This is a genomic window from Alkalicella caledoniensis (assembly GCF_014467015.1).
GTDB lineage: Bacteria > Bacillota > Proteinivoracia > Proteinivoracales > Proteinivoracaceae > Alkalicella > Alkalicella caledoniensis.
Genome location: NZ_CP058559.1, coordinates 849,495 through 868,119, shown reverse-complemented (window position 1 = coordinate 868,119; position 18,625 = coordinate 849,495). Strand labels below are relative to the sequence as shown.

15 protein-coding genes and 1 other annotated feature are annotated in these 18,625 nt (G+C 35.3%); of the genes, 13 read left to right on the top strand and 2 right to left on the bottom strand.

What is annotated here, in order from left to right; all coding sequences use genetic code 11:
- Positions 1-101: 101 nt before the first annotated feature.
- A complete protein-coding gene (locus HYG86_RS04270; protein WP_213167708.1) occupies positions 102-725 on the bottom strand; it encodes a hypothetical protein in 624 nt (207 codons plus the stop codon).
- A 237-nt stretch (positions 726-962) separates the two neighbouring features.
- Positions 963-1,192 (top strand) — a binding site (T-box leader).
- Between the two features lie 51 nt (positions 1,193-1,243).
- On the opposite strand from HYG86_RS04270, the gene thrS reads away from it, so the two are divergent.
- From thrS to HYG86_RS04240, 6 genes are all read left to right on the top strand, one after another.
- Positions 1,244-3,193, top strand: a complete 1,950-nt coding sequence (gene thrS, locus HYG86_RS04265) for a threonine--tRNA ligase (protein ID WP_213167707.1) — start codon at positions 1,244-1,246, stop codon at positions 3,191-3,193.
- A 504-nt stretch (positions 3,194-3,697) separates the two neighbouring features.
- Positions 3,698-4,555 carry an ROK family protein gene (locus HYG86_RS04260; RefSeq protein WP_213167706.1) on the top strand — a complete coding sequence of 286 codons (858 nt, stop codon included), beginning with the start codon at positions 3,698-3,700 and terminating at the stop codon, positions 4,553-4,555.
- Between the two features lie 209 nt (positions 4,556-4,764).
- A complete protein-coding gene (locus HYG86_RS04255; protein ID WP_213167705.1) occupies positions 4,765-6,429 on the top strand; it encodes a MutS-related protein in 1,665 nt (554 codons plus the stop codon).
- Between the two features lie 202 nt (positions 6,430-6,631).
- Positions 6,632-7,006 carry a GntR family transcriptional regulator gene (locus HYG86_RS04250; RefSeq protein WP_213167704.1) on the top strand — a complete coding sequence of 125 codons (375 nt, stop codon included), beginning with the start codon at positions 6,632-6,634 and terminating at the stop codon, positions 7,004-7,006.
- 3 nt (positions 7,007-7,009) lie between these two features.
- Positions 7,010-7,852, top strand: coding sequence for an ABC transporter ATP-binding protein (locus HYG86_RS04245; protein ID WP_213167703.1), 843 nt, complete (start codon positions 7,010-7,012; stop codon positions 7,850-7,852).
- A complete protein-coding gene (locus HYG86_RS04240) occupies positions 7,852-8,466 on the top strand; it encodes an ABC-2 transporter permease (protein ID WP_213167702.1) in 615 nt (204 codons plus the stop codon). Before HYG86_RS04245 ends, HYG86_RS04240 begins: the two co-directional genes overlap by 1 nt.
- A gap of 47 nt (positions 8,467-8,513) precedes the next feature.
- On the opposite strand, the gene HYG86_RS04235 is transcribed toward HYG86_RS04240, so the two are convergent.
- On the bottom strand, positions 8,514-8,729 hold the full coding sequence (locus HYG86_RS04235; RefSeq protein WP_213167701.1) for a hypothetical protein: 216 nt from the start codon (positions 8,727-8,729) through the stop codon (positions 8,514-8,516).
- 147 nt (positions 8,730-8,876) lie between these two features.
- Between HYG86_RS04235 and HYG86_RS04230 the strand changes: the two genes are divergently transcribed.
- From HYG86_RS04230 to HYG86_RS04200, 7 genes are all read left to right on the top strand, one after another.
- Positions 8,877-10,139, top strand: coding sequence for an HlyC/CorC family transporter (locus HYG86_RS04230; protein ID WP_343064197.1), 1,263 nt, complete (start codon positions 8,877-8,879; stop codon positions 10,137-10,139).
- Positions 10,140-10,577: 438 nt separating this feature from the next.
- Complete coding sequence (locus tag HYG86_RS04225) at positions 10,578-11,453, top strand: CPBP family intramembrane glutamic endopeptidase (RefSeq protein WP_213167699.1); 876 nt, start codon at positions 10,578-10,580, stop codon at positions 11,451-11,453.
- 247 nt (positions 11,454-11,700) lie between these two features.
- A complete protein-coding gene (locus HYG86_RS04220) occupies positions 11,701-12,891 on the top strand; it encodes a coenzyme F420-0:L-glutamate ligase (protein WP_213167698.1) in 1,191 nt (396 codons plus the stop codon).
- 180 nt (positions 12,892-13,071) lie between these two features.
- On the top strand, positions 13,072-13,629 hold the full coding sequence (locus HYG86_RS04215) for a hypothetical protein (RefSeq protein WP_213167697.1): 558 nt from the start codon (positions 13,072-13,074) through the stop codon (positions 13,627-13,629).
- A gap of 10 nt (positions 13,630-13,639) precedes the next feature.
- A complete protein-coding gene (locus HYG86_RS04210) occupies positions 13,640-14,764 on the top strand; it encodes a glycosyltransferase family 4 protein (protein ID WP_213167696.1) in 1,125 nt (374 codons plus the stop codon).
- 462 nt (positions 14,765-15,226) lie between these two features.
- Positions 15,227-15,820 carry a nitroreductase family protein gene (locus HYG86_RS04205; RefSeq protein ID WP_213167695.1) on the top strand — a complete coding sequence of 198 codons (594 nt, stop codon included), beginning with the start codon at positions 15,227-15,229 and terminating at the stop codon, positions 15,818-15,820.
- Between the two features lie 248 nt (positions 15,821-16,068).
- Positions 16,069-18,105, top strand: coding sequence for a penicillin-binding transpeptidase domain-containing protein (locus HYG86_RS04200; protein ID WP_213167694.1), 2,037 nt, complete (start codon positions 16,069-16,071; stop codon positions 18,103-18,105).
- The last annotated feature ends 520 nt before the right edge of the window (positions 18,106-18,625 follow it).

Here is an 18,625-nt window from a genome sequence, read left to right as displayed (position 1 = left end):
GGGTTTTTTAATTTCAAAGGGAAGAAGCGGTCCTATTTTAAGCGATTTATGATGAAAAAAATAAATGCAGTTGCCGAGAGTTGAGCAACTGCATTTTGAAATTAATTAAAAACTACATCTGTATTATTTGAGTTTAGAACTTCTTTAAGCTCTTTTTCTGTGGCAAATGATCTTGTTTTAGTTCTTCCAGCATCTTCTATTGTGGTGACACCATTATCATCTACATGGACCCTTTGATAGTAATTCAATATATCTCCAGATGCTATTACATTATAAGTTTCATATCGCAATTCTCCTGTAATTTTATTTTCAACTTTATAGGTGTAGCTTACTAGCTCTCCAAAAAAGACTGCTGTAATAAAGGCATGAGTTGCTTCTAAGTTTGTACCTGTAAGTAACTCATTGTCATTTGGTCCTTTGAAAGTAGATTTACCTGATATTGATATAAGAAAGGATTGATCTACTATATGACCCATTATGCTTTCCCCAGCTGAGATTTTCCAAGTAGAATTAACACCTTTAATGACTTTATTTGCTGGAACTTTTGACACGTGTTTCGTACCAATAGCTTGCATAGGCAGTATAACCTTAGATGATATTAACGTCCATTCCTCGCCATAATACGCAGGTGGTATAGTTTTAGCGGCTCCATTTCCTACTGTTGCCAGCATTGCAAAAAGTAAAAATACAGTGAGAAGTAAAACAAAACTTTTAAATACCTTCACCCTTTTCCCCCCTTATTAACATTTAAACTATAATTATATTATTATTATATCATAGGGATATCAGATAAACAGTAATAGTGCAAATTTTTTAACAATAAAAATAATGCTTTGCGGACATGCATTTTTTCTATTATTAGGGCATAATATTTATATTAAAACCTTTATGTTTCTAAGGGAAATTCTTAATACTTATTGACATCTTGCTATTTATGGGTATAATTGAGTTAATATTAAATTACTAATGCCATGATAGGGAAGAGTAGCATTGGGTAGCAAACTTTTAGAGAGGTGTTCCTTGGCTGAAAGAACACTGTTTGTCCAATTGTGAAAACTAACCCTGAGCAGTACAGTAGTAGTGATTTTTACGAAACTGTACCGGGTAAGATCCGATATAAGTCTTTTTGAGAGGTCAGAGCATAGCTTTGGCAACTTGGGTGGAACCGCGAATCAAGACATTCGTCCCTTGAATTAAGGGATAGAGTGTCTTTTTGTTTTTATATTATATGGAGGTGAAAGAAATGACTGTCAAAATTAGTTTGAAAGATGGATCAGTAAGGGAGATTGAAGGGGGATCAAGTGTTTTAGATGTCGCAAAATCTATCAGTGGCCGTTTAGCTAAAGAAGCTATGGCTGGAATTATCGATGGAAAAGTGGTGGACCTACGTACACCAATTACAAATGATTGTGAGCTAAGTATTTTGAAATTCGAAGATGAAGGTGGAAAAGAGACCTTTAGACATACATCAGCACATATTTTAGCACAAGCCGTTAAAAGGCTTTATCCAAATGCCAAGCTTGCAATAGGGCCAGCAATAGACCGTGGGTTCTACTATGACTTTGATGTGGAAAAACCCTTTAGGCCAGAAGAACTTGAGAAAATCGAAAAAGAAATGGCGAAAATAGTAAGTGAGAAACAAGGGATTGAGCGCTTTGAGCTACCTAAGGATGAGGCCATTGCTTTTTGTAAACAACAGGGAGAAGACTATAAGGTTGAACTTATCGAAGAACTACCTGAAGGTGAAGTTATAAGCTTTTATAAGCAAGGTGAATTTACTGACCTTTGTGCAGGTCCCCATTTATTGTCAACTGAAGGAGTAAAAGGTATTAAACTTCTAAGCGCAACAGGTGCATACTGGCGCGGGGATGAGAAAAACAAGATGCTTCAAAGGATATATGGTGTAACTTTCCCTAAAAAGTCTCACTTAGAAGAGCATCTGGCAATGTTAGAGGAAGCTAAAAAACGTGACCACAATAAGGTTGGCCGTGAACTTGAGTTGTTTACTTCAGTAGACGTTATAGGTCAAGGACTTCCACTTATGATGCCAAAGGGTGCAAAGGTACTTCAAATTTTACAGCGTTTTGTGGAAGATGAAGAAGAGTCAAGGGGTTATCAGTTAACTAAGACTCCACTAATGGCAAAATCAGATTTATACAAGATATCTGGTCACTGGAACCTATACCGTGAAGGTATGTTTGTAATTCCAGAGGGTGAAGAGGAAGATAATGCTTTAGCACTTAGACCTATGACTTGCCCATTCCAGTTCTATGTTTATAAGCAAAAACAAAGAAGTTATCGTGATCTTCCAATGAGGTTAGCAGAGACTTCCACACTGTTTAGAAATGAGTCATCAGGAGAGATGCATGGACTTATACGTGTAAGGCAGTTTACCATATCTGAAGGCCATTTAATGGTGACTCCAGAACAACTAGAAGACGAATTCAAAGGTGTTGTAGATTTAATCAATTATATGATGACTACACTAGGTATTATTGATGACGTTTCCTACCGCTTCTCAAAGTGGGATCCAAACAATAAGTCCAAATATGTTGGCGATCCTGAGCAGTGGGAACAAACTCAAGATACCATGCGTGACATTTTAGATAGCCTTGGATTAGAATATGTCGAAGCAGATGGAGAAGCGGCTTTCTACGGTCCAAAACTAGATATCCAATTCAAAAATGTGCATGGTAAGGAAGACTCAATTATTACTGTTCAAATCGATTTTTCTTTAGCAGAACGCTTTGACATGACATATATAGCTAAAGATGGCGAGAAGAAGCGTCCTATCATAATCCATAGAACTTCAATAGGGTGTTATGAAAGAACTCTTGCTATGCTTATTGAAAAATATGCAGGTAAATTTCCAACATGGTTAGCTCCTGTTCAAGTTAAAGTACTACCTATATCAGACCGCTTCATGGACTATGCTAAAGATGTAGAAAAATCCCTAAAACGTTCTGGATTCAGAGTAGAGCTTGACGATAGGGCAGAAAAAATCGGATACAAGATCCGCGAAGCCCAGCTTGAAAAAGTACCATACATGTTAATCGTTGGTGAAAAAGAAGTAGAAGACAACCTAGTAGCAGTTAGAAGCCGTACAGCTGGTGATCTAGGGCAAATGTCCATAGAGGACTACAAGAATATCATCAGAAAAGAAGTTGAAGATAGAGTTTTAAACTATCAATAAAGAGATAAACCAGACAAAGCGTCCGAGTAATCGGGCGCTTATTTTAATGTCTAGGAAAGTATAAAAATTTATACCTGTCGAATTTTGAAAGCTGACAAAGTCGTTTAAGAATGTTGCATATTGATCTACACAGTACAAACTCTGCGTCGAGGTTTAAGGTCTTTTGTCTATGCTCCAGAAGGGGACATCTCCAATTCGCCGTCCATGGCTCAAAGGAGATCTCAGAACGTCCTGTTCTTCGCCCCTTCTTCCACTTAGCCAAAAACCTCTTAAACCTTACTCCTCAAGTTAATGATACTGCTTAAGTCAATATGCCCATTCGAGGGTCTACGACTTTGTCTGAAAGTTAATAAGAAGGTATTCCCAAACGGTCAGGTCCGAGTAATACGCGTAATCTGTTAATGTCTACGGCGTAATCTGTTAGTGTTTTAGAACTTGAATTTGTTTTATCTTTATCAATATTTTGATATAATAAATTACAAAACAAAAAGGGGAGGGTTTATCATGTTTGGTGCTATTGAAGCTGGTGGTACTAAGTTTGTCTGTGCAGTTAGTGATGAAGAGTTAAAGATTTTTGAGAGGGTATCTTTTCCAACCACGACACCTGAAGAGGTTTTGGAGAAGATATTTGAGTTTTTCGATACATATAATGACATAAAAGCCATAGGTATTGGCTCATTTGGCCCCATTGATATTGTGGAAAAGTCTCCTACCTACGGTTACATAACCACTACTCCTAAAAAGGGGTGGAACAATTTTAATTTCCTGGGAAAAATGAAAGAGCATTATAATATACCCATAGGTTGGACAACAGATGTGAATGCAGCATGTCTAGGAGAGTATGAAGTAGGTGGTGCTGTTGATAATGATAGTTGCCTATACTTGACAATTGGTACTGGAATAGGTGGTGGGGCTATATTCAACGGTAACTTCATAGGTGGATTTGGGCACCCCGAGATGGGACATATCTTAATAAAGAAACATCCCCAAGATGATTTTGAAGGTGTATGTCCTTACCATGGTGACTGTTTAGAAGGCCTAGCTTCAGGACCATCTATAGAGAAAAGATATGGTGTAAAAGCCCAAGAGCTTGAGACAGACCACAAAATTTGGGAGATATTGGCCAGCTACCTGGCACAAGCCTGTGTGAGCTATACACTAATACTTAGACCAGAAAAAATTATCATAGGTGGAGGAGTAATGCATCAACCTCAAATCCTTGACCTAGTAAAAGAACAGTTTACTACATTACTTGCAAAATACGTTGAAGTACCTGATGCAGATTCTTATATAGTTACCCCTACATTAGGAGATAATGCAGGAATAACTGGAGGGTTACTTTTAGCGAAAAACAGTTTGTAAACTCAAGTGATAAGATACCCATCGGACTTTTGGTCAAGCCGATGGGTATTAATTTTTTATTAATAATTTTATGATATAGAAGGGATTAGTCTTTAATTAAAGAATTACTATACCCATGGGAGTTACCCGGTGGGTGCTTTGCAGATAGGATGAGTAAATGGGATTGGAATGAATTAAAATATAAAATCAAATAGGGGGATAAAGCTCTTATGCCAGATAGTAGAATATTTATTTTAGTTTCCATTGTTGTAGGAGTGTTCATAGTTAACATATGGAACCACAGGAAAAAATTAAGAAAGCTAAGAGAAGAGATAACAAGAGGATGGGGTAAACAAAAAAAAGTAAAGTATAGTGAAGATGAATTAGAGTCCATCTCTAGCTACTTTAGAAATACTAAAGAAAGTAAGGGTTTTTATATCGATGATATAACATGGAATGATTTAAACATGAATGAGGTCTTTAGCAGAATTAACAACACTCAATCTTCTGTGGGGGAAGAATTTTTGTATAACAAATTGCGGGAGCCTTTGTTTGAAGAGGATCAATTAAGGAATATGGATGGCATTATAAAGTACTTTGAAGAAAAGGCAAAGGAAAGGGAAGATGTTGCTTTTAATCTTGCCAAATTAGGCAAGGATAGGGGTGCATGTGCCTCGGACTTTTTTAACCAAAAATGGACACACGCTAATAAGTCGATATATTATAGGGTTTTGGGTTTAATACCTTTGATATCTATTGGTTTATCTTTTGTTAACCCACTGGCGATTTTAGTTTTTTTTGCTTCTATTGCAGCGAACACTTTAATCCATGTACTAAGGTTTAAAGAAACGGAGTTTCAGATGCGTAGGCTAAACTATATAGTTTCTATGATACAATGTGCAAATGGTATACTAAAGTTGGATTTAGGGTTGAAAAATTACTTCAATCCAGCTAGGGAGGCACTAAGTAATTTAAAGAGTATTAAGAAATCAGGTTTCTCTTTTCCTCAAGGGATGATTGAGATGGATATATTTATGGAATACACAAAAATGTTCTTCTTAACAGATGTTATAAAGCTTGAAAAAATCAACAATACAATAGGAAAAAATCAACAATCTTTAAAGATTCTTTACGAGTTTCTAGGTTACATAGACAGTTTGATTTCTGTAGCTTCATATCGTAAAAGCCTAAACTGTTATACTAAACCAGTGTTAAACCATAAACAAAGTAAACAATTGGCATTTAAAGAAATATATCATCCACTTATAACTAACCCTGTTTCAAATTCATGTGATATACACAAATCTATTTTAGTTACAGGGTCCAATGCTTCAGGAAAATCTACTTTCTTAAAAACCATAGCTATAAATTCAATACTGGCTCAAACCATTTATACTTGCCTGGCTAGGGAGTATGAGTCCTCGTATTTTAAAACTTATACTTCCATGGCACTAAAGGATGATCTAATGGGTAATGAAAGTTACTATATTGTGGAGATTAAATCATTGAAGAGGATAATTGAAAGCATAGATAATAGTATTAGTTCCCTATGCTTTATAGATGAGATATTGCGGGGAACTAATACTGTGGAGAGAATCTCAGCATCTAGTGAGGTCCTAGACTCTATAGCAAAAAGTAACTGTTTATGTGTAAGTGCTACACATGATGTGGAGCTAACTAGAATCTTAAGGAATGTGTTCGAAAATTATCATTTCCAAGAGGAAATAATCGAGGATGAAATAATTTTTGATTACAAATTATACCCAGGTAGGGCAGAAACAAGAAATGCCATTAAACTCTTAAGCATAATGGGATACAGCAGTGAAATTGTATCAAAAGCTGAAAATAGGGCTAAGAGTTTCTTAGATAGAGGAGTATGGAACGAAATAAGTTAATAGTTAAGGGGTACTTGCAGCGTAAGACTGTCAAAAATACCCCCTTGTAGCAATATTGCTACAAGGGGGTATTTTTGTTTAGACATATGTTGTTTTTGAAGCTAGGATGTGTCTTAAAAGGAAATTTAAAAAAGTACTTGCATTTTTGGTAATATTGTATATAATGGTTATATACAATATTACCATTGAAAGGTGGTTAACTGTGAATATTATAATTAGCAATTCCAGTGGTCAGCCCATCTATGAGCAGATTAGTTCGCAGATTAAAAATATGATAATCTCAGGACAATTAAAGGATGGGGACGCCCTACCCTCCATGCGTCTACTTGCAAAGGAGCTACGCATAAGTGTTATCACTACAAAACGAGCCTATGAGGAGCTGGAAAGAGACGGGTTTATTGTCTCTTTTACCGGTAAAGGAAGTTTTGTCGCAAGTAAGAATATTGATTTTATCAAAGAAGAGCAGCTGCGCAACATTGAAAATCATATGCAAAATATCGTGGAATCAGCTAATGTTTGTGGTTTAAGTCTTGAAGAATTACTACAAATGTTAGTACTTATTTACAAGGGGGAATAAAGGATGAATGGTTTGGAAATTAGAAATCTAAGTAAAACATATGATGGATTTAGTTTAGAAAACTTAAATATTACTCTGCCATCTGGTTGCATCATGGGTTTTATAGGAGAAAATGGTGCAGGAAAAAGTACTACAATAAAGCTTATTTTAGATTTAATCAGCCGAGATACTGGAGAAATAAAAGTGTTAGGTAAAGATTTACGCAATGCAGGTAAAGACATTAAAGAACATATTGGAGTTGTGCTAGATGAAAGTTGTTTTCCAGAAAACCTTTCCCAACAAGAAATAAATAAGATTATGAAAAATATCTATAGGACTTGGGATGAAAGGAAATTTAATAAATATATGCAACAATTTTCCCTCCCACTGAAAAAACCTATTAAGGATTATTCAAGGGGAATGAAAATGAAGTTATCTATAGCTGTGGCACTGGCCCATGACTCTAAGATTCTTCTTCTAGACGAAGCTACCAGTGGCCTTGATCCAATAGTTAGGGATGAAATCCTTGATGTATTTTTAGAGTTTATCCAAGATGAAAGAAACTCCATTTTTATATCTTCACATATAATTAGTGATCTAGAAAAAATCTGTGATTATATTACATTTATCCATAAGGGAAAATTAGTTTTTTCTGAGCCAAAGGATGATTTGATGGACAGTTACGGAGTACTGAAATGCTCAGAAGAGGAATTTAAAGCTATAGATACCACTGCCGTTAAGGGGTACCGCAAACATAAATTTGGAGTAGAGGCTCTGGTTTATAGAAATAAGGTAAAGGATAGTTTACTTATAGAAAAGGCTAGTATTGAGGATATTATGTTATTTCATCTTAAGGAGGGGAAATAATGAAGGGGCTTATTTTAAAGGACTTAATGAACTTAAGAAAACAAGGGAAAGTTTATATGGTTGCCATAGTATTTTACTCCCTAATGGCCTTTGCCACTGGCGACGCCTCTATGTTAGGGACAATGTTATTTTTGTTTTGTACCATGGTTCCAGTAACAGCCATGGCTTTTGATGAACGGGCACAGTGGGATAAATATGGACTATCCATGCCAATAAGTAGACGGGAAATAGTTATAAGTAAATACTTACTAGGAATAATGTGCTCTTCTTTAGGGCTTGTACTGATATTTTTATTAAACAAATTTTTGCCAAGTGACGCAGGGGGAAATGTTAAAGGTATTTTAGCATTATTTGGGTTGAGTATTGTTGTCTTATCTATGATACTACCTATACAATTTAAGTTTGGTGTAGAAAAAGGTAGAATACTCGTGATGTTGGTGTTTTTTCTCCCAGCAGCTATTTTTATCTTTTTTACTAAGCTAGATATTAGTCATGAGATAAATATTGCTGAAGTGATAGAGTTTGTAGGTAAAGCTTTGCCACTAATAGCTTCACTTGCATTAGCTAGCTCCATGGGATTGTCCATGAGAATCTACAGAAAAAAAGAACTATAGATAAAATAAAAACATCCCCCCTTATGTGCAAAAGGGAGGATGTTTTTTTATGCTGTTGTTACTTGGAAATAAAGTATCCCAAAAATTGGATCTGTCTTTAGTCTGTTCTTTACCACTTTAGCCATGGCTTCTAAATCATTGTTATCACATTCAAAGTATAGCTTCATTTTGTCTTTTTTAACGAAGGTAAATTTCGCTTCAGTCAAAGCTTCTACGGCAGCTATAATATCATTGTGTTTAATGGTAACATTGATAACTATCATGTAATCACCTCTTTGTTTTGATAATTTCATTATAACAAAAACTCTATGAATTTGGTATATTATTAAGAATCAGATTCAACTATTGTATTAGTAGGGTTCTATTTCTGCATACTAAGTGTGTAAGGAATCTAGATTGCTCTAAGGAGTGTGTTTAATTTGAATCCGAATTTTGTTTTGCGGATAGCTATACTGTCTGTTCTACTATTTTTTTCTGGTTTTTTTTCGGCGTCAGAAACAGCTTTGATGTCCTTAAGTAAAATAAAAATACGTTATATGATAGAAGAAAAAGTAAAGGGTGCTGAGCTAGTAGGAAGACTTCTTGATAATCCTTCCAATCTTTTAGGTGCAATTTTAGTAGGTAATAATGTGGTCAACATAGGTGCATCTGCCCTTGCCACATCCTTGGCAATAGATATATATGGTAATAGAGGTGTTGGTATAGCCACAGGTATAATGACATTGCTTGTGTTAATCTTTGGAGAAATTACTCCTAAATCCTTAGCTGCTGCTAACTCAGAAAAAATGTCTATAAAAGTCTCCCCAGCTGTGTTATTGATCACTAAATTTTTAAGCCCTATAGTTGTTATCCTTACTGTTACCACAGGATTTGTAATTAGACTTTTTGGTGGCAAGATTGATACCCAGCAACCACTGATTACAGAGGAAGAATTAAAGACCATGGTTGATGTAGGGCATGAAGAAGGGGTACTAGCCATAGAGGAAAGGAAAATGATTCACAATGTTTTTCGATTTGGAGATTCATTGGTGAGGGAAATTATGATTCCTAGAATGGACATAGAAGCAGTTGATGTTTCTTCTGACTTTAAAGATATATTAGAGGTATTTAGAAAGGAGCTTTATACTCGAATTCCCGTATATGAAAATACCATAGATAACATAATTGGATTTTTGCATATAAAGGATGTCTTTTTCCAAGATAAAAAAGTAGAACAATTTGATATTAAATCGAACCTGCGCAAGACTTTTTATACCTTTGAGAACAAGAGAATAGTTGAGCTATTCGAAGAGATGCGCAAAGATAGATTTCAGTTGGCCGTTGTAGTAGATGAGTATGGTGGTACTTCTGGTATAATAACAATTCAAGACCTAGTGGACGAAATTTTTGGTGATTTTGGTGATGAATATGGTGGAGTTTACAATGATATAGAAAATGTTGGCGAAGGAAATTATGTTATTGATGGCCTAACCCGCTTAAATCAGGTTAACGAAGTATTAGGAACGAATCTTAGCTCAGAACACTTTGAAACTATTGGTGGTTACATAACGGGAGTTTTTGGGCATTTTCCTCAAGAAGGAGAAGCTGTTGTTATAAATGATTTAAAGTTTATTGTGTTAGAGGTTACCAGCACTAGAATAAAGAGGGTTAAGCTTAAAATAGAAGGTGGTTAGTGGAAAAAATCTCATATAGTGTGTTTCGCAAAAAATAAAGCAGTTGTTCGGAAAACCGAGCAACTGCTTTTTATCTATCTTAGATATTACTTCACTAAGCCAAAATAACTAGAATACCTATTCCAAGAAACATTGAAGCATCACATACCCTCTCTATATCCTTTATTTTTCTAAAATCTATTTTTAAAAATGGTACTACAATAGAGGTAGCGCTTAAGAAATAAAGGATGTTTGTTAGTTCTGTTGGACCATACTTTACAGATAATTGTCCTAAAGAATAAAAGGCAGTAAAGGTTGAGAGATTTAATATAAAATAATTGGGTTTTGGTATTTACATAGGATAAATGTATATTATTATAGAGGGATTTAATAGTTAGATAGAGAATATAATAAATAGTACATTTATTATCAAAGGGTAGAGAAAGGGGAGGGGTTTGAATGAAAATCTTTTTTAAAACAACTTGGAATATACTTAAGGTATTACTGATTCATTCCTTGATAGGACTTCCGTATATTTTTGTAGTAACTATTATTTACGCGATGATGTGGGAGGCTCGAGGGTACGTAGAGAATTTAAACTCAAACATTGACGCTATGATGACAACACAGCTTCCTATGTCCATGATTTTTGCAGGTATTGTTTCATTTTTTATTTACAAAAGGATGATGAAAAAGAGAAAAAGAAATATTTTTGAGGTGTCTAGGTTTAAGAAACTATCTTGGGATAAAGCAATAGTTTCATTTGTGGCAGGGATGGCATTTATTTTTTTAAGCTCTATTATGCTAAGTTTATTGAGCACCCTGTTACCTAGTGCTTTAGAAATACATGAGGAAAACATGTTAGGTCTTGAACAAGGAGGAGTCCTACTACTTTTCCTAAGCGTTGGTATCGTGGCACCCTTTATAGAAGAGATAATGTTCCGTGGAATTATATTTGATGAGTTAGAAACAAAAGTTTCGTTGAGAACTACTATAATACTCCAAGGGCTGTTATTTGGCTTATACCATATGAATATAGCCCAAGGTGTTTATACTTCAGTTATGGGGATATTTCTAGGTTTATCATTAATCTGGACTGGTTCAATATGGGCACCCATACTGATTCATCTAGGTAATAACCTATTTAGTCTTTTTTTAGGAGTAGTTCCATTTGAAAGCTTTGCTGATAAATATCCTACCCTTGTAACAGTTATGATACTAGTGGCTGTATTTGGGATACTACCTTTTACATTCATATATCTTTATAAACGTAGGATTAACTTCATTCCCAGAATCCCTTCTGATGGCAATCCAGGGGTGAATCTGGAGGTATAGTATTTATAAACTTATATCTACTGCCAGGACTTTAAGGTGCTTTGCAGTGGATATAAGTTTTTTTTACTAATAGAGAATATTTATGTACTATAAGTTAAAAAATGGAATTTTAGGGGATACTACTTTTAGCTCTACTAATGATTATATGGCAATATCTATTTGCTAAAAACCTAGTTTTAGGTATATAATGTATAGTTGTAATAAAAATAATTCTATCTTACCAAACTAGTTTAAGGAGAGATTTGATATGGAAAGAGTTGTAGGAACTGTTACTAGAGGGCTTAGGACACCCATTATAAACAAGGGTGATGATATCGAGGAAATCGTTGTAAATACTGTGCTAAAGGCTTCCGAAGTTGAGGGCTTTACTATAAATGATAAGGATATCGTGGCTATCACGGAATCTGTAGTTGCCCGTGCTCAAGGCAACTATGCACCTATTGAAAGTATTGCTAAGGATGTTAGCAATAAGTTTGGTAATGATACAGTAGGCGTTATTTTTCCGATTTTGAGCCGTAATCGTTTTGCCATAAACCTAAGGGGTATAGCAAAGGGAGCTAAGAAAATTGTTTTAATGCTTAGCTATCCATCTGATGAGGTTGGTAACCATTTAGTTGACCTTGATACGTTAGATGAGAAAGGTATCAACCCCTGGACTGATGTTTTAACTGAAAAAGAGTATCGAGACCTATTTGGATATAAAAAGCATACCTTTACGGGTATTGATTATATTGACTACTATAAATCACTTGTTCAAGAGTATGGAATAGATTGTGAGATTATATTCTCAAATGATCCTAAGACCATATTAAACTATACTAAAAGTGTTCTTGCCTGTGATATTCACTCAAGATTTAGAACTAAAAGGATACTACTGAAAAACGGTGTACAGAAGGTGTACAGCTTAGACAACATATTATCTGAATCCATAGATGGAAGTGGGTATAATGAAGACTATGGACTTTTAGGCTCTAACAAAGCTACGGAAGATGGAGTTAAGCTTTTTCCCCGTAACAGCCAAGGAGTTGTTGAAAAGATCCAGAAGATTTTAGTTGAAAAGACTGGTAAGAACGTTGAAGTTATGATTTATGGTGATGGTGCATTTAAAGACCCAGTGGGTAAAATTTGGGAGCTTGCAGATCCCGTAGTGTCTCCTGGATTTACTAAGGGACTTGAAGGAACACCAAATGAAGTAAAACTAAAATATCTTGCAGATAACAACTTTGCTGGGTTGAAGGGTGCAGAACTTGAAAATGCTATTTCAGAGCATATAAGAAACAAAAATGCTGATTTAACAGGTGCCATGGAAGCACAAGGGACTACTCCTAGGCAAATAACAGATCTTTTAGGTTCCCTTTGTGACTTAACTTCAGGTAGTGGTGATAAAGGAACTCCTGTTGTATATATCCAAGGGTATTTTGATAATTATACAAAGTAAAGTAAGACTCCATTTAAGGGATTTCCTTAAATGGAGTCTTATGGTTTATATGGTCTTTAGTTCACCAATTATAGCTGAAATATGATTGGCTTCTTTCTCAGACTGATAACAAAGTCTATAGAACCTTTTTATACTAAAAGAGAAAGTACTTAAATATATCTATAAGAAGGGGGGATTGTTGTGGGGATTATCCGTAACTCTATCATTGTGGATGGATTAGCTAAGGAGGAAGAATTACCAAAAGAAGTTTATGGACAAATTGTTCGCTCTTCCCAGGTAGAAACATTATTTATTCCACCTAGTAAATCAGAGGCTAAAAGTATAAAGAAAGTTGAGATAAGCTTAAATATAGACAGTAATAGAATTGTTAGAGGAGCCACAGAAAAGATGGTAATCCTTGGTGGGTTAATCAATTATAGGATTTTCTATAAGGAGAACTCTCCAGAAGAAATAGACAGTATTACTAATATACAAATTCCATTTAACACCTACATGGACTTGCCTGAGGATACTATAAAAATCAAAGGAATAAATGTATTTATACTAGATGCATACTTTCACCTTATGGATTCTAGAAAGCTCTATGCTTACTTCGTTTATTTAATAGAGTTGCAATATGATGATAAAATTGATAAGCCCAACACTAATAAGTCCATTGAAGAAACTAAAAGGTATCAGACGGTACCTACAAGGTATGTCGATAATATGCTTTATGATATTGATGAAGAGATTATGTGAGGTGATATAAGTGAAGATATGTTTCGATGCCTTTAGTTTAAGTCATTTACCTAACACAGGACTATATTCTTATTCCTATGAGTTGATAAATAGCTTGCTAACCATATACCCTCAGCCTAAGTATAGTTTGATTACTAATAATGGAGGCAGTGAGATCCCCTTTAATAAAGGTAAGGGACTGGCCATAGATTTACTTGATATTGACAGGAAAAAAAATGATTATAGCTTGATAGGTAATTATTTGTCAAATAACAAGATCAGACTATATCATTCCTTAAACAATGGTTTTTCCATACCAGATGAAAAAGAATGTAAATATGTAGTTACAATACATGACATGCTGCCTATGAGTGACAAGACTTTAGTTGATGATAAATATTTTAATAAACATATAAATTTGGTTCCTAAAGCCCTTGAAAAAGCTGATAAGGTTATTGCCGTTTCCAACTTTGTTATGGAGGAGTTAGTCAAATACTATGACGTGCCCCAAGATAAAATAGAAGTTGTTTATCCAATAGTTTCTAAGGGGTTTAAGGATATATGGGAAGTTCACTCCAAGAACTTTATGAGGAAACATTATGATATCACTGATGACTACGTACTATATGCAGGAGGTTTGCATGAAAGAAAGCAATTACCCCTACTGTTATCTACCTTCAAAGAAGTGATAAAAAGAGAAGCTAATCTTAAACTGTTAATTGTGGGAAGTACAAAAGGGAAGCGAGAGCACCACTATATAAACCTTTTAAATGATGCTAAAAAACTCGGAATTGCTGAAAAAGTGCATTTTTTAGGACCTATACCTTACAAGCATATGCCTTATATATATAACGCAGCTAATTGCTTTTTAAACTTGTCCACATATGAAGGATACCCATTAGCTGCTGTGGAAGCTAAAGAGTGTGGAACATCTATAGTGTGCCTTGAAAATAGTTCCTTCAAAGAGGTCCTTGACAACTATCCTACTTATATAAAGACCATTGAACCCAAGGTCATAGCTGATAAGGTTTTAGAGTCTATTTATCGCAGTAGCGAAATTTTTATGGCAAATAGTTCAAAACACAGTACTGTAGAAGAAAAGAAGCCAGTTAATCAGATGATAAATATTTATGAAAGTCTGATGTATATATGGTGAAGAATAGATTGATCTAAAAACAACATCTTATTGTGGGATGTTGTTTTTACTGATTTTGAATGACACAAAAATGCTGATAAATGTCGCCCAAAAGAGGACCATACCACGAGCATTTTATACTTAAGTGCAAATATAGATGCTGCTAAGGAAGCAGGTAACATAGGAATAAATTATGAAAATGCGTATGAATATATAGCGTCCAATGAAGGTGTTGTAAAGATGTACGAAGTGGCCTGTGAGGCTGTCAGTAGAAAGAGAGATTGACATTATAAGGGAATAGCAATATAGTAAACTTAAAGCAAAATTAACAGCAAAGATTAACGAGGTGATGTATATGAACTATTTAGACGCCATAAACAAAAGAAGATCCCGACGCAGTTATTTACAAGAACCAATAGCTGATGAAAAGATTGACTATCTCAAAAAAAAATAAGAATTTTTAACCAAGAAGCTAATATGTCCATGGATATAATAGAGGATGCAAGGGATGCTTTTAATGGCTTTAGGAAAAGCTATGGCATGTTTTCCAATGTAAGAACGATAATTACACTGGCAGGTAAGACCAATGATCCACATCTTAAAGAGAAAGCGGGTCACTACGGAGAATTACTTGTACTTGAAGCCACTGAATTAAATCTTGGTACATGTTGGGTAGGTGGAACCTTTGAGAAAAAGAACCCTATCTTTAAGGTGGCAGATGATGAAACTTTAGTGTGTGTTCTTACAATAGGCAATGTAAATGAAGAAAATACCTTTAAAGAAAGTATTATCTATAAGCTAACCCTTAGAAAAATTAAGCCTCTAAAAGACCTTTATGTATCCGATGCTGAAACACCTAACTGGTTTATTAAGGGTATGGAGGCTGTTCAAAAAGCTCCATCAGCAATTAACAGGCTACCGGTAAAATTTGAATACAAAAACGGTGTGGTTAGTGCTTCTACACCAGATACCATGGTATACGATCTTATAGATTTAGGTATAGCCAAAGTACATTTTTCCCTTACTGTTGGGGGACATTTTGAGTTAGGGAATAAAGGAAAGTTCATAAAAGAATAATTTAAGTTAAAACAAAACCCAGCCGCTTGTGTTAAATTTTGCAGCAGGGTTTTTGTATTTAGATATGTGCCCAAGCCCATGGGATGAAAAATGAAACTTCTAAACAAGGGAGATTTTAGCAATTAAGTTAAAAAAATTGTATAATTAAGCATAAGTTTGGAAATAATACCCCGAAAAATGTTTCAAATTAATGTCTGCTACGTACTAATAAGTGCTTAAGGAACTTTAAAAATATAGGAGGGATTTTTGTGAAGAAAATAGGAATTATACTTTGCCTTATACTTAGTATGGTTATTTTTGCAGGGTGTTCTTCTAAGGTTGAAAACCCCGAGGATACTCTTAAGGAATATCTTGATAACTGGAGTAATCAGAAATATGACGAAATGTTTTCTAGACTTAATGGGGAATCTGTCATGCTAATTCGCAATCAAGAATGGGCTTTCGACGAGCGTTATGAAAAGGTTTACAGCGACTTAAGAATAGATAATATAACAGCAGTTTTTGAACCTGTGGATTTTAAAGGGGAAAAGATTGATTTAGAAGAAATAACAGAAATTGTTTATCCTGTGGATATCACCATGGACTCTTTAGCAGGTGAGATCGCCTATACTACACACATAAAAATGGTAAAAGAAAAGAATGATGAAGATAAAGAAAATTGGAAGGTAGTTTGGCATCCAACACAACTTTTGACTGGTTTAGAAAGCCCTACGGATAAATTAAGTGTTCGCACACTGCTACCTCAACGGGGTGAAATATTTGATAGAAATGGAAATGGCCTAGCTATAAACGGAAGTTTATATCAGGTTTCCATCGTGCCAAATAGCACAGAGGATTTAGAAGAGACTGCCATTAGATTTGCTAAGGTATTAGGTATAGATGACGAACAGGTTTTGAAATTGGCGAAGCAATATCCCCATCGTCCTGATTGGGCAGCGCCTATTCAAAACTTGGCACTCAATGATCCTAGGGCAAAGGAACTAGTTGCGATACCAGGTGTTCTTTTGGGTCAAATTGACGGAAGACAGTACCCAAGTGGTGATGTTACAGGTCACCTTATTGGTCATATGGGCGCAATCACGGCAGAGGAACTACAAAACCGCCAAGGACAGGGATATACTAGTACGTCTATTATAGGGAAAAATAACTTGGAGTTGGTTTTTGAAGAAACCCTACGGGGAACACCAGGAGCTGTCATTTCAGTAACCGATGAAAGTGGGAAAAATGGTAGGGTTATAGCTGAAAGGAGTTCCGTTGATGGAGAGGATGTTCATCTTACAATAGATATTGACATACAAAGGAAGTTGGTAAAGTCCCTAAATGGTGAGATTGGTGCTGGTGTTGTTATGGACCCCGCAACAGGGGAAGTCCTTGCCTTAGTAAGTGAACCGGCATTTGACTCTAACCTAAGATATTTAGGCTTGCGTGACCCTAGGGCCATGGCTATGGAAGACACTACTGTTCTATTTGAGAGGCGTTTTCAAAATACATACTCACCAGGTTCCATATTTAAACCTTTTACTGCTGTAATGGGTATTGAAGAAAAAACATTAGACCCTACTGAAAAAATAAACATCAGTGGGCGAAGATGGCAACCTAATAACTCATGGGGGGGTTACCATATCACACGGGTAAACGAATCAGAAAGCCAAGTGGACTTAAATATAGCCATGATGAGATCTGACAATATCTACTTTGCCCAACAAGCTTTACGTATAGGTAATGATAAAATGGAAGCATGGGCCGAAAAGCTAGGCTTTGGTGAACCTATTCCCTTTGAGTTTCCTATATATGCATCTGCAATTGCAAATAGTGGAATAAACACTGAGGTTTTGTTAGCAGATACAGGCTACGGACAAGGGCAGATTCTTGTATCTCCAGTACATATGACCGCAATGTATTCTATATTTGTAAATGATGGAAGCATGATTCAACCTAGATTGATTTCAGGAAATGAACCAGAGTTTTATCGTGAGAATATTGCTTCTACCCAAACAATAGATAAGGTGCTTAACTCATTAATTGCTGTTGTAGAGGATAATCGTGGCTCTGCCAATAGGTCAAACCCCGGTCATAGTCGAAAAATTGCTGGCAAAACAGGTACTGCTGAACTGAAGAAAGATTTAAATGAACAAGGTGGAGAACAAATTGGTTGGTACGTAAGCTTTGACTATGAAAAAAAGGATCTAGTAACCACTATAATGATCCAAAATGCACAATTAAGAGGTGGAAGTGCTAAAGCAGTGAATATTTCCAATGACTTTTGGAGATCCATTGATCAGTAAAATGTAATGAAAATCCCTTTCTATTGTTAGAAAGGGATTTTAGACTGATGCCAAAGTCATTTTTTAGGAATGTCGCATATTAAACGCTGTACAAAATTCTGCGTCGAGACTTAAGGCTTCTATCTAAACTCCAGAAGGGTACCGCTCCAATTCACCGTCCATGGTTCAGTGGAGCTCTCGAAACGTCCTGTTTCTCGCCCCTTCTTCCGTTTAGCTATTCAGCTCTTAAGTCTATCTCCTCGAATTAATTGTACTGCTTTTTAATATACACATCTAGGGTCAATGACTTTATCTTAGGTTTGTCTACAAGCTGAAATCCCTTTCTATTGTTAGAAGGGGATTTTTTTGGTACTAAATCATTATTTTTAATTGAAAAAATACTAAAAAATGTTACAATTATAATTATAGCTAAAATTTAAAATTGCAGTTTAATGGTGTGGGGGATTACAATGTTTATTTAGGGGACTAGATAATATGGTCTCGTTATATAATTTTAACAAAATAAATACAGGGAGGGGAT